The organism is Caldifarcimen microaerophilum (assembly GCF_055387105.1).
On sequence record NZ_AP038914.1, the window covers coordinates 1158320 to 1170842 of the forward strand.

A 12523-nucleotide genomic window follows, 5' to 3' on the forward strand; every position below is an offset into this window, starting at 1 on the left:
ATGAGCCAGACCCAGCTTCCGTTCACCATGCGCACCCTCCTGGAGGAGATGACCCAGCGCAAGGCCTCAGACCTCCACATCGTGGCCGGATCCCCCCCCATTTTCCGAATTGATGGAGACCTGGTGCGGTACGGAGACACCCGGCTCACCCCGGAGATGGCCCGGGCGCTTATCTTTTATCTCCTGAACGACGAGCAGCGCAAAAAGCTGGAAGACGAAAAAGAACTGGATTTCGCCGTGTCTGTTCCGGGCCTCGCCCGTTTCCGGGCCAACGCCTTCTTCCAGCGGGGAACGGTGGCCCTGGCCATCCGGTCCATCCCCTTTGAGATCCCGTCTCCGAAAGAACTTCGTCTGCCGGACATTGCCCTGGAACTCATCAAGAAAAATCAGGGGCTCATTCTGGTCACGGGGCCCACGGGCTCGGGAAAGTCCACCACCCTGGCCTCCCTCATCAACGTGATCAACGAAACCCAGAACAAGCACATCATCACCATCGAGGATCCCATTGAGTTCCTCCACCGCAGCAAAAAGAGCCTGATTTCCCAGCGCGAGGTCCACGTGGATACAAAAAGTTTTGCCAACGCGCTCAAGTCCGCCCTGCGCGAGGATCCGGACGTGATCCTGGTGGGGGAGATGCGGGACCTGGAAACCATCGGGGCCGCCCTCACCGCCGCGGAAACCGGTCACCTGGTGTTCGCCACCCTCCACACCCCCACCGCGCCGGAGGCCATCAACCGGATCGTGGACGTGTTTCCTCCCCATCAGCAGACCCAGGTGCGGGTACAGCTGGCCGCGGTGCTGGAGGCGGTGATCACCCAGCGCCTGCTGCCCACCCGTGTGGGGAAAGGAACCGGAAAGGGCCGGATCCTGGCCACCGAGGTCCTGCTCGGCACCCCGGCGGTCCGGAACATCATCCGGGAAAACCGGATTCACGAGCTCTACAGCGTGATGCAAACCAGCCAGAAAGAGGGCATGCACACCATGAACCAGTCCCTCTATCGCCTCTATCGGGAGGGACATATTTCCTGGGAAACCGCCATCCAGTACAGCCCCAACCCGGCGGATCTGGAGCGCCTGGGAAGCCGGGAGGGGCCGGTTCGGGCCGGCACACGCCGGATGTAAGACAACAAGGAGGCTGCCATGCCAACGTTTGAATGGGTGGGGCGTGACCCCTCGGGGAGGCTTGTGAAGGACACGATCCGGGCCGCCAGCGAAGACGAGGCCCGGGAACTCCTCCAGCGCAAAGGCATCTCCCCCCAGTCCATTAAGGCCAAGTCCCTCCTTCAGATGGAGCTTAAGCTGAGCTTCATGGAGCGGATCGGACTGCGGGATCTTTCAATCTTTGCCCGTCAGATGGCATCCATGCTGGACGCCGGGATTTCCGTGGTGGAGGCCCTGGCCATCTATGCCGATCAGGTGGAAAAGGAGAAGTTCAAGAAGATCGTGAACGAGATGCGGGCGGATGTGGAGGGAGGAAAACAATTCTGGGAGGCCATGGACAAACACAAAGACGTATTTGGTCCTCTCTTCGTGAGCCTGGTCCGGGCCGGGGAAGAAAGCGGAAACCTCCCCAAAACCATGCAGTCCATTTCACTCTATTTTGAGAAAATGGAAAAACTCATCGGGAAGATCAAATCCGCCATGGCCTATCCCATTCTGGTGCTCATTGTGGCCATCGCCGTGGTGATCGGGCTCATGACCTTTGTGGTCCCCCGCTTCGTCAAGATCTTTGAAGAGGCTGGCCAGGCGGATCAGCTCCCCGCCATCACCAAGGCCGTGATGGCCGTGAGCGCCTTCATGACCTCCAAGGGCATGATCGTGCTCATCGCTGCGGTGGTCGCCACCATTTTCGTGTTCCTGCGCTTCATTCGCACATCCCGGGGACGGGCCCTCTGGCACCGGTTCATCCTTCGCCTGCCCGTGTTTGGAGATCTGGTGATCAAATCCTCCATCGCCCGCTTCACCCGGACCCTGTCCATGCTGATCTCCGGGGGGGTGGATCTTCTCCACGCCCTGGAGATCACGGCAGAGAGTTCGGGGAACGTGGTGATCGGCAACGCCCTCAGGGAAACCCGCAAGGTCGTGGAAGAGGGGCGTCCCCTGTCCTCCGGACTCCGAAAATATCCCCGGCTCTTTCCGCCCATGGTGGTCCACATGGTGGCCATCGGGGAGAAATCCGGTCAAACGGCCCCCATGTTTGAGAAGATCGCGGACTTTTATGACGACGAGGTGGACCGGGCGGTGGAAACCCTGACCTCCCTGATCGAGCCCATGCTCATCATCTTTCTGGGAGGCATCGTGCTCGTGGTGCTCCTGGCTATCTATCTGCCCATTTTCAAAATGGCGGGAGCGGTCTCTGGAGGTGCCTGAGGTCCGTGCGGGAACTCCGCCGGTTTTTTGAACTCCTCCACCTGGGTGTGTGGGTCCTCCTGGGTGGAGGGGTTCTTTTCATCGGGCCCACCCCCTTCCGTGTGCTGTGCGTGACCCTCCCCCTGGGTCTGGGTCTCCTGGTCTTCCGGTTTCCCCATGCCATGAGCCGGTGGCTCCGCCTGGGAGCGGATCTTTTCGGAATCACGGGTCTCGTGGCAACCACGGGAATGGGAACGTCCCCCTTTGCCATGTTCGGTATCCTTCCCCTGGTGGAGGGAGCCTTTCTCTTTTCCCGATCCCTGGCCCTCCTGCTTCTCCTGGGGGCCCTCGGGTTCCTCGCCCTGGTGGACGGAGACCTGACTTCGCGGTATTTTCTTGCCGGACTGTATTTGCTGGCCACCGCCCTGGGCCTCTATATTCGGGAACGGGTCTCCACCCTGAGCACCCTGTACGAACGGATTCGGCTGGATCGCCGTGCCATCCTGGAAAGCCTGGAGAGCGGGGTCATGGCCTTTGACCGGGAGGGGAACCTGCTGTACGACAACCCGGCGGCCCGGAGGCTCTTGACCCCAGGGGCATTTGAGGCCTTTCGCCGGGAGGCACGCCGGGCTTTCCGGCAGGGGATCCGGGAGTCCGAGATCCGCGTCGGGGAACGGATCTATGGAGTGGGCTGGACCCCCCTCCCGGAAAACCGGGGGATCCTGGCCATTTTTCAGGACATCACGGAAAAGCGGGTCATGGAAGCACGCTTGCGGGACCTGGACCGGTGGGCCACGGTGGGGAGTTTTTCCTCCCACCTGGCCCACGAGATCCGTTCCGCCGTCATGACCCTCCGGGGAGCCCTGGAATTGTGGGATCGCTCTCCGGCCGAGCGGCAGGCCCGCTATCGTCACCACGTGGAACGGGCGCTGGACCGGCTCCAGAATCTGGTGGAGGCCTTTCTCACCTATGCACGGGTGGGGTCCTCCCCCTCCCTACAGGACATCGAACTGGACGAACTGGCCCGGCTTCTTTCCCGGGAGATCGGCTTCCCCCTCGAGCTTCAGGGAAGGGGAAGGGTGATCACCGACGTCCAGCGGGTGGGATGGATGGTCCGGAACCTGGTGGAGAACGCCCGCCGGTATGGGCGGAACGTTCAGGCGGTGGTGCTGGGTCCAGCGGCGCGGTTTTCGGATCCTCTCACCCAGGTTGAAACAAAACCCGAAACCTGGGCAATCCTGGTCCGGGATGACGGCCCCGGGATCCCCGAAGACCGGAAAGCCCATATCTTTGAGCCTTTTTTTACCACAGAGGCGGACGGGTTCGGCCTGGGACTGGCCATCGTGAAGGAAACGGCCGAGCAGCTCGGCGGAAGGGTGGAGGTTCACTCCCGACCGGGTGAGGGAACCCTCTTTGTGGTGACCCTTCCCGTGCACCCCTCCGCGTCCGCACCCTTCTCTCCCCGGGAGGTGGTTCATGCCCCGAACAGTGGTGATTGAAGACAGTGAAGGCATCCGGGATCTGATCGCCGATTTCCTCTCCGGTCATGGCTTCACCGTTCAGGTGTTCGCCCATCCCGAAGACGCCCTCAAGAACCTTGAGCAGGAAGGGCCGCCGGACTGGGTGCTCCTGGATCTCCGCCTGCCGGGCATGCACGGCATGACGGTGCTGGAGAAGATCCGCGCCCAGTATCCGGATCTTCCCGTCGTGATCATCACGGCCTATGCCGATCTCGAATCGGCCGTTCAGGCCCTTCGTCTGGGCGCCACAGATTATCTCCGCAAGCCTTTTGAGCTCAAAGAACTTCTGGTGGTCTGGGAACGCATTGAGAAAGTCCGGGCCCTCCGGGAGGAAAACCGCCGTCTCCGGCAGGGCCAGATGGCCTCCCGGTTCGTCCTCACCTCCCGCAACCGCCGGATGCAGGAAATCCTTGCCGAAGCCGAGCGGATCGCTCCGGTGGACGTGCCCGTTCTGATCCTGGGTGAGAGCGGAACGGGCAAAGAAGTCCTGGCACGCTATATCCACAGCCTTTCCCGACGCGCGGACAAGCCCTTTCTTCCCGTCAACGTCTCCGCCCTTCCCGCAGACCTCGTGGAGAGCGAACTCTTTGGATACCGGAAAGGCGCGTTCACCGGCGCCGACCGGGATAAGCCGGGCCTGTTTCAGCAGGCGGAGGGCGGGACCCTCTTTCTGGACGAAATCGGGGACCTGCCCCTCCCTCTCCAGCCCAAACTCCTCCGGGTCCTGGAAAACCGGGAGGTCCTCCCCCTGGGAGACACCCGTCCCGTTCCGGTGGACGTGCGGATTGTGGCGGCCACCAATCAGAACATCGAGGAGAAGATCACCCGGGGGGCTTTCCGCCAGGATCTCTTCTATCGCCTGAACGTGATCACCCTGCGCCTCCCTCCCCTTCGGGAACGCCTGGAGGATCTTCCCCTCCTGGTGGAGCACTTTCTGGATCTTCACAGCGAGCAATACGGTATGCCCCGCAAACGTCTTTCCCGGGAGGCCATGGAATTCCTCCGGGCCTATGAATGGCCCGGCAACATCCGGGAACTTGCCCACGTGCTCGCCCGGGCGGTCCTCCTTTCGGAAGGGGAGGAGATTCCCGCCCACCTGATCCGGCGGATTCTGGAGCGGGAGTCCCCGGGGGATGCGGGTCTTTTCCTGCCCCTCCGGGAACTGGAACGCCGCCATATCTTCCGGGTGCTGGATGCCGTGGGGGGCGACAAACGGAAAGCGGCGGAAATCCTGGGCATCGATCTTTCCACCCTCTACAGAAAACTGGATCGCTACAGGAAGGAGGGCCATGGCCCGGTTCAAGACACATAATCCCCGAACCGGTGAGGTTCTGGCGGAGGTGGAGGTCACCTCACCGGAAGCGCTGGAAGAAGCCGTCCGCCGTGCGGTCCGGGTTCAGGAAGTCTGGGCGTCCACCCCCCTTTCCCACCGCGTGGATCTCTTCCGGAACCTGCTGGACCGGCTGGTGGCGCATGCCGTGGACCTTGCGGATCTCATCTCCCGGGAAGAGGGAAAACCCCGGCAGGAAGCCCTCCTCGCCGATGTTCTGCCCGCTGCGGAGGGCGTGCGATACCTGATTCACCGGGGTCCGGACATCCTCCGGAGACGGCGGATGCCCCATGCCGTCCCTCTGTTTCGAAATCGCCGTGCCTGGCTGGAACTCCGCCCCACCGGGGTGTGGGGGGTGATCGCCCCCTGGAACTATCCCTTTTCCATCCCCTTCCTCCAGACGGCCACCGCCGTGTTGGCCGGGAACGCCGTGGTCCTCAAACCCTCTCCCCTCACCCCCCTCACGGGAGAACAGGTGGGGGCGCTCTTCCGGGAAGCGGGGTTTCCCGAAGGCCTGGTCACGGTGGTGCAGGGGGGAGCCTCGGTGGGGGAAGCCCTGGTCCGGCATCCGGATGTCCGGGGGATTCTGTTCACGGGAAGCGTGTCCACCGGAAAACGGGTGATGGAGCTTGCTGCCGGGGGACCGAAAAAAGTGGTCCTGGAGCTGGGAGGAAACGACCCGGCCCTGGTGTTCGGGGATGCGGATCTTCCCCTCACGGCGAAGGGGATCATCTGGAGCGCCATGACCAACGCGGGACAGACCTGTGCGGCGGTGGAACGGGTGTATGTGGAGCGCTCCGTGAGCCTGGAGCTTTTTGACCTTCTCGTGGAAGAAGCCCGGCGTATCCGGCCTGGAGAGGACATGGGTCCTCTGGTGGCGGAGTTTCAGCTTGCCAAGGTGGAAGCCCATGTGGAGGACGCCCGCGAAAAAGGGGCTCTGGTGGCCACCGGCGGGAAGAAACGGGAGGATCTGGGGCCCCTGTTCTACGAACCCACGGTCCTGCTCTATGCCACCCACGAAATGCAGGTGATGCAGGAGGAAACCTTCGGCCCGGTGGTGGCGGTTCAGGTGGTGGACAGCGAGGATGAGGCGGTTCGCTGGGCCAACGCGACACCCTATGGTCTCACCGCCTCGGTGTGGACCCGAAATTCAAAGCGGGCCCGGCGGGTGGCCTCCCGTCTGGAAGCCGGGGTGGTCACGGTGAACACCCACACAGACACCTTTGCAGAACCGGAGTTCCCCTGGGGCGGCGTGAAAGCCTCCGGCATCGGCCGGACCCACGGCGTGTGGGGCCTTCTGGAGGTCACCGAACCCGTGGTGGTGGACGTCCAGATCCCTCCCCGTCCCCTGGCCTGGTGGATCCCCTATCCCGCGTTTCTGGAACATCTGTTCCTGGATTATCTGGATCTCCTCCGTCTGGACGGTCCCCGCCGGGTGATGCGCTCCTACCGCTTTCTTCCTTATCTGGGATTCCTCCGCCGGCGGATCCCTGTGGGGGCTTTCCTTCGCTGGCTTTTCCGGGGACGCTAAGGGTGTTTTCCCGCGCACAGACCTTTCCCTTTCTTCTGTACGGGCTTTTGCTCTTCCTTCTTCTTCCCGCGGTCCTTCACCGCACGGGGGGAACCTGGGTGTATCCCCTGGACGATGCGTATATCCACATGGCCGTGGCCCGCCATTTCGCCGAAGACGGGGTGTGGGGTCTCACCCCCTACGCCTTTTCTTCCACCACGTCTTCCCCCCTGTATACCCTTCTTCTTGCCGGCCTGTTTGCCCTTTTCGGCGTGAAGATATGGATTCCTTTAATGGTCGGGATCGCAGGGGGTGTAATGACCCTCCTGGTGATGGACCGGATGCTTCGGGATCTCCCTCACCGTCTTCGGGGAATGGTGAGCATGGTCCATGTCCTGGTTCTGCCCCTTCCCGTCATGGCCGTGCTGGGGATGGAACACACCCTTCACATTCCGGCCATCCTGCTCTTCTTTTCCCGGGGTCTCGCGTGGCTGGAGGGCCGTTCCCGAACCCCGGTGGTGCTCTTCCTTGCGGCTCTCTCCACCGCCTTGCGGTATGAAAGCCTGTTTCTCGCCGCCGCGTTTGTGCTCCTTCTTTTCCTTCGGGGCCGGTTCCGGGATGCCCTCCTTCTCGCCGGCGCGGCGTGGCTCCCCGTGATCCTGTATGGCCTGGTGACCCTGGTCCACGGGTGGGGATTTCTTCCCCCCACCGTCCGGCTCAAGGGGGCCGTGCTCACCCTTCCCGGGATCCTGTCCAACCTGCTCACCAACGGGGAAAAAGCACCGGAACTTGTGGTCCTCCTGCTGGTCCTGGGCGGCGTGCTGGTCCGGCGGTGGAAGGAAACGGGAGGTCTCCTCCCCGTCCTGAACGACCGGACGGCTCAATCCGCCTTTTCGCTGGTGACCCTTCTTGTTTTCCACATGGCCCTGGCCCAGACGGGGTGGTTTTTCCGGTATGAGGCCTACTTGATCAGCCTGGGCTTCGTAGCCCTGGCACCCCTGTTCCCCGCGCTGCAACCACCCGCGCGCACCCTGTTCCTCCTGGGGCTTCTCCTGATCCCCTCCCCACGGATCCTGGCCCTATTCCTCACTCCCCAGGCCGCGGGCAACATCCACGACATGCAGGTCCAGACCGCCCGCTTTCTGCGGACTTATTACACCGGTCAACGCGTTGCGCTGGGGGACGTGGGGGCACCCAACTTTTTTGCCGATCTGGAATGTGTGGATCTCGTGGGGCTCGGGGATATCACGGTGGCCCGGATGCGCCTCGCGGGAGAACCCTGGCGAATTCCAGCGTATGTGGAGGAGAAGAGGGTGAAGGTGGCGATCTTTTATGAAAAATGGTTTCCGGAGCTCCGGGGGAGATGGACGCGGGTGGGAACCTGGACCATCCCGAACAATCTGATTGCGGGAGACAGCGTGATCTCCTTTTTTGCCGTGGATTCCACCGAACTTCCCCGCCTTCGGAAAGTGCTGGAGGCCTTCTCCCGGGACAGTCTGCCTCCGGATGTCCGCTGGCGCCTGGACCCCTGAGGTGGAGCCTCCGGGCCCCAACGTGTATGATAGCTCCACATCGAGACACATCATGAGACAAACGCCCATTGAGGAGGGAGTGGCCTTTGCCCGCCAGGTGTTTGGGCGGGCCCGGGTGATGGAGAAGCGCATTGTGGGCACCATGAGCCTGGTGGCCGCCCCCCTCTACACCTATTACGCCTGGATGGACTTTCTGGAAGGCTCCCGGCTGGTAGCCTTGCTCCAGGGAGCAATGATCCTTCCTTCTTTCCTTCTTCCCGTGGCTCTCTGGAGGGAGTGGCGCGCCGAACGTTTCCTCCGGTATCTCATGGTTTCCGGCCTGGCCCTGGTGTTCTATATGGCCATCTGGGATGAACTGCCCCACGACATCTCGTCCCTGGTGTGGCTTCCCGCGGTTCCCCCTGTGGCCTATCTGGGCCTCCGGAGGGGATGGCCCTTTGCCCTTCTTTTCGGTTTGCTGTATTACCTCACCGTGGCCGGGACCTATCTGGCTCGGGGCGTGGCGGTGGCCCATTTCACAGAGTCCATGTTCACGTACATCATCACCACCATCGCCCTGGAACTTTTTGCCCGGGTCACCGGGATGTATGAGGAGGCCTGGGTGGCCCTCGCCCACGCCGACGCCCTCACCGAGCTGCCCAACCGGCTGGCCTTCTGGGGAGATGTGGGCAGTCTGATCCGAAAAGGAACACACCCTCTCAGTGTGGTGATGTTTGATCTGGACGATTTCAAGCGCATCAATGACTCCTTCGGGCACGACCGGGGAGATGCCCTTCTCGTGGCCTGCGCCCGGACGGTCCGCTCTTTTCTCCCGCCGGACGCCCGGATCTACCGGTGGGGCGGTGAGGAATTCATGGTGCTGGTTCCGGTGGACCTTCCCGGTGCCCTGGCCCTGGCGGAGCAGATCCGTTCTGCCCTCGCTTCCCTCCGGATGGAGGGCCTGCCACCCGTCACCGGGAGTTTCGGGGTGGCCACGTATGTGCCCGGCGAGGAACTCCGGCGGTTGCTTTCCCGGGCTGACCGCGCCCTGTACCAAGCCAAAGGGGATGGGAAAAACTGCGTGCGGGTGGGCCGCGTGCTGGAAGGATGAAGGATCTTCTGATTCTGGATGGAAGAATAGGCGAAGGGGGCGGCCAGATGTTGCGCCTGGCGGTGGTGGTGAGCACCCTGACCGGGCTTCCCTTCCGGATGGTGCACATTCGGGCGGGACGGACAAAATCCGGGCTGAAACGCCAGCACCTGGCCATTCTGGAGATCCTCACCCGGTGGACCGGCGCCCGTGCGGAACCCCTTGAAGTGGGGGCCACCGAACTCACCTTCACACCGGGAAAGCCCGCTTCCGCTGACCTCTTCTTTGACCTTCACACCGCAGGCTCCATCCCCCTCGTTCTCCAGAGCCTGCTTCCCCTCGCCCTTTTTGCACCGGGACGGGTGCGGTTCCACCTCAAAGGGGGCACGGATGTGCCCTTCTCCCCCACCATTCTCTGGGTGAAGGAGGTGGTTCTGCCCTATCTCCAGGCGTGGGGAAGAGTGGAACTGGAGATCCGCCGGCACGGGTTTTATCCCCGGGGTGGAGGAGAGGTGGTGGTGACGGTGGATCCCCGTTCGGGCCCTGTCCCGCCCCTGGAGCTGTGTCATCCCCTGGATGCGATCGCCATCCGGGGCGTGTCGCTCGCAAGCGAGGACCTGGCGGGACGGAAGGTGGCCGAGCGCCAGGCCCGGTCCGCGCGGCATACTCTGTCCGCAACGGGCCTTCCCGTGGACATCGCCATCCGGTATGTCCGAACGCGCAGCCCCGGGACCAGCCTGACCCTCTGGGCCGAAACCCGGGATGGTCTCCGGCTCGGCGCCGATGCCCTGGGCAAACGGGGAAAACCCGCCGAAGGGGTGGGGGAGGAAGCCTCCCGAAAACTCCTGGACGCCCTTGCCCGGAAAACGGTGGACGAGCACCTGGCCGATCACCTGCTACTCTGGCTTGTTCTTCAGAGAGGATGTCTGACGGTGCCCCGGTGGACGGGACATCTGGAAAGCGGGGTGTATGTGCTGTCGCAGTTTTTCGGTCCCGGCGTCCTGATGCAGGAGGGCCAGATCCTCCGCTCGCCGGGGATTTCCGGGCACCTTAACCGGTCCTTCGCGTGAGGGGTGTATCCTGAATCCATCCAGCAGGGAGGAGGATGGAGAACAGGCCCGCACAGGGACGAAAAACAAAAATCCGGGTTCTCTTCGTGTGCACCCACAACAGCGCCCGGTCCCAGATGGCGGAGGGTCTTCTGAACGCCCTCCTGGGGGACCGGTATGAGGCCGCGAGCGCCGGCACCGAACCCCGGGGGGTCCATCCCCTGGCCATTCAGGTGATGGACGAGATCGGCGTGGACATCCGGCACCACCGGAGCAAATCGGTGGAAGAATTCCGGGACGAATGGTTTGACGTGGTGGTCACGGTGTGCGATCACGCCCGGGAGACCTGTCCCTTTTTCCCCAACGCCCACCGGCGGATACACCAGGGTTTTCCGGACCCTTCGGCGGTGGAAGACCCTCAGGAGCAACAGGAGGCATTCCGGAAGGTCCGGGATGCCATCCGGGACTGGATTCTCGCAACCTTCGGTTCATGAAGGACCTCACCTTTCGTGTCCAGGCCCGTGGGACAGGAAGCGAATGGAATTTCTCCACGTCCTGAAAGGCGAGAACGGAGATCTCCTCGCCCTCGCCCGCACGGCTGGGGGAACTTTGTAAGGCGCATCTTTTCCCTCCATCCTTCGTACGGCAAAGGTGACGTCCGTGACCATCCCCCTGAAGGGCAAGGAAAGCCAGGGAGGTCTCACGCATATCCGGACCGCAATCCTTGAACGTTCACGGGGGGGGGGTATATCCTTCTCCTGACCTTGAAAAAGGAGGAGGGCGGATGAAGCGGTGGATGCTGGTTCTGGGCCTGCTGACCGGGTTTGCGGGGTGTGGGAAAAAAGCACCCGTGGAAAACGGACCGGCTTCCGGTGCTCCGGAACCTGTTCAGGCCTATCTGGACAGCCTCCGTCAGAGTGAAGATTCCCTTTCGGTCCGTCTGTTTGAAGCCCTTGTGGAAGAGGGCCTGGGCGAGGTGCTGTTCTATCACCTCTTCATGGACACGGTGCTGCGGGATTTTGCGGATTCCGTTCTCTCCCCGGACCTTCGGGACAGTTTGCACGCCTTCCTGGCCAGTCCGCCTCCGGAGAGCCTCCAGGCCGCCTATGTGGTGGCGGTGGACAGCATCTGGGATGCCCTTCTCCACCCTCCCGCACCCAAGCAACCGCTCTATGATACGCTGGATTATGACAAAATGATCACCCCGGACCTCCTTCCCTTCCCCTACAATGTTCTCAAAAAGCTGGGCTTGTTGCGGTTCGGGAAAAAGATCGAGAAGATGGAGGACAGCACGTTTTCGGCTTGTTTCCGGATGAACAGCAGCCAGTATACCCGCCTGCGCTCCACCGTGGGGACCATCGTGTCGTGTGTGAACTATGGTCTCAAGTACCGAATTTTTAGTCCGCAACCTGGTGTGTACAAGCGATATCGTATGGGGATCCTCGATTTGTCACAAACACGCCTCACGATTTTGAAGGTTACTCCCCCCGGGTCCCCCTTCCCTATCACGAGCTGTGCGGACGAGGGGAGGGGGTGTGCGGGCTGGGTCAGAATCCTGGACCGGTGGATGACGCCCAACCAGTTCCATCCTTCTCAACCTCCTGAGAGTGATTTCTTTCTCACCTCACGGAAACGAATTCCCAAACTCCATCCCCTCGCCATTCTCTGTTCCGCTCTGGGAGGCGGCCTTTCCGGCATTGCCTGCGAGGTGTTCCGCGAACTTCGAGACGTTCAGATTCCCCCTGAAGACATAGAAATCTTCGGGTATGAGGCTGACGCCGTCCGCATGGGCACCATGAAGGACACCGTGGACTTTTACCCCCGGGATCCCATCGTGGACGAACTGATGCTCACCTGGCAGATTCATCTGTATCGCCCGCCCGACACGTCGGACTGGGTGATTCACTGTGATGTCCACAAGCAGTTCCGTGTCCCCGGGGGTCCCACGGATCCAACCCGGAGTCTGGAGTGTGCGACGCTGAAAGAAACAGGAGATAAAAACTCCCGTCGTTAAGAGGAAGCGTCCAGGCCGGAGGGATGGATCGTCACCCTTGGTGGTGAGAACCCGTAAGGTGTGGCCGTGGCCGCACACCCCACAGAGGCAAAATTTTCCCGCATCCGTCGGAGGAGGGGGTGGGGGTCTGAAGTTCGGACATTTCCCCCT

General features: G+C 62.3%; 10 protein-coding genes. All 10 read left to right on the forward strand.

Translation table 11 applies throughout. The annotated features are described in order from the left end of the window. The 10 genes from AC6HU3_RS05435 to AC6HU3_RS05480 all read left to right on the forward strand — a co-directional run bounded on the left by AC6HU3_RS05435 (position 1) and on the right by AC6HU3_RS05480 (position 12373). Positions 1-1122, forward strand: a complete 1122-nt coding sequence (locus AC6HU3_RS05435; protein WP_497472768.1) for a type IV pilus twitching motility protein PilT — start codon at positions 1-3, stop codon at positions 1120-1122. Positions 1123-1140: 18 nt separating this feature from the next. Next, the gene (locus tag AC6HU3_RS05440; RefSeq protein WP_497472769.1) at positions 1141-2370 is read left to right on the forward strand and encodes a type II secretion system F family protein; all 1230 of its coding nucleotides are present in this window, start codon (positions 1141-1143) and stop codon (positions 2368-2370) included. Positions 2371-2375: 5 nt separating this feature from the next. Then, the gene (locus AC6HU3_RS05445) at positions 2376-3848 is read left to right on the forward strand and encodes a two-component system sensor histidine kinase NtrB (RefSeq protein ID WP_497472770.1); all 1473 of its coding nucleotides are present in this window, start codon (positions 2376-2378) and stop codon (positions 3846-3848) included. Next, complete coding sequence (locus tag AC6HU3_RS05450; protein ID WP_497472771.1) at positions 3826-5181, forward strand: sigma-54-dependent transcriptional regulator; 1356 nt, start codon at positions 3826-3828, stop codon at positions 5179-5181. Before AC6HU3_RS05445 ends, AC6HU3_RS05450 begins: the two co-directional genes overlap by 23 nt. Next, positions 5159-6730: an aldehyde dehydrogenase family protein gene (locus AC6HU3_RS05455; RefSeq protein ID WP_497472772.1), complete on the forward strand. Its 1572-nt coding sequence runs from the start codon at positions 5159-5161 to the stop codon at positions 6728-6730. Before AC6HU3_RS05450 ends, AC6HU3_RS05455 begins: the two co-directional genes overlap by 23 nt. A gap of 2 nt (positions 6731-6732) precedes the next feature. Continuing rightward, positions 6733-8241: a DUF8728 domain-containing protein gene (locus AC6HU3_RS05460; protein WP_497472773.1), complete on the forward strand. Its 1509-nt coding sequence runs from the start codon at positions 6733-6735 to the stop codon at positions 8239-8241. Between the two features lie 52 nt (positions 8242-8293). Next, positions 8294-9331, forward strand: coding sequence for a GGDEF domain-containing protein (locus tag AC6HU3_RS05465; protein ID WP_497472774.1), 1038 nt, complete (start codon positions 8294-8296; stop codon positions 9329-9331). Then, entirely contained in the window at positions 9328-10380 is a 1053-nt protein-coding gene (gene rtcA, locus AC6HU3_RS05470) for an RNA 3'-terminal phosphate cyclase (RefSeq protein WP_497472775.1), read from the forward strand. Before AC6HU3_RS05465 ends, rtcA begins: the two co-directional genes overlap by 4 nt. A gap of 35 nt (positions 10381-10415) precedes the next feature. Beyond that, the gene (locus AC6HU3_RS05475; protein ID WP_497472776.1) at positions 10416-10853 is read left to right on the forward strand and encodes an arsenate reductase ArsC; all 438 of its coding nucleotides are present in this window, start codon (positions 10416-10418) and stop codon (positions 10851-10853) included. A 290-nt stretch (positions 10854-11143) separates the two neighbouring features. Further along, complete coding sequence (locus tag AC6HU3_RS05480; RefSeq protein ID WP_497472777.1) at positions 11144-12373, forward strand: hypothetical protein; 1230 nt, start codon at positions 11144-11146, stop codon at positions 12371-12373. Positions 12374-12523 lie beyond the last annotated feature (150 nt).

Coding starts and splice junctions, on each gene's coding strand:
- AC6HU3_RS05480 (WP_497472777.1), top strand. CDS start 11,144: ATGAAGCGGTGGATGCTGGTTCTGGGCCTGCTGACCGGGTTTGCGGGG.
- AC6HU3_RS05450 (WP_497472771.1), top strand. CDS start 3,826: ATGCCCCGAACAGTGGTGATTGAAGACAGTGAAGGCATCCGGGATCTG.
- rtcA (WP_497472775.1), top strand. CDS start 9,328: ATGAAGGATCTTCTGATTCTGGATGGAAGAATAGGCGAAGGGGGCGGC.
- AC6HU3_RS05440 (WP_497472769.1), top strand. CDS start 1,141: ATGCCAACGTTTGAATGGGTGGGGCGTGACCCCTCGGGGAGGCTTGTG.
- AC6HU3_RS05465 (WP_497472774.1), top strand. CDS start 8,294: ATGAGACAAACGCCCATTGAGGAGGGAGTGGCCTTTGCCCGCCAGGTG.
- AC6HU3_RS05455 (WP_497472772.1), top strand. CDS start 5,159: ATGGCCCGGTTCAAGACACATAATCCCCGAACCGGTGAGGTTCTGGCG.
- AC6HU3_RS05475 (WP_497472776.1), top strand. CDS start 10,416: ATGGAGAACAGGCCCGCACAGGGACGAAAAACAAAAATCCGGGTTCTC.
- AC6HU3_RS05435 (WP_497472768.1), top strand. CDS start 1: ATGAGCCAGACCCAGCTTCCGTTCACCATGCGCACCCTCCTGGAGGAG.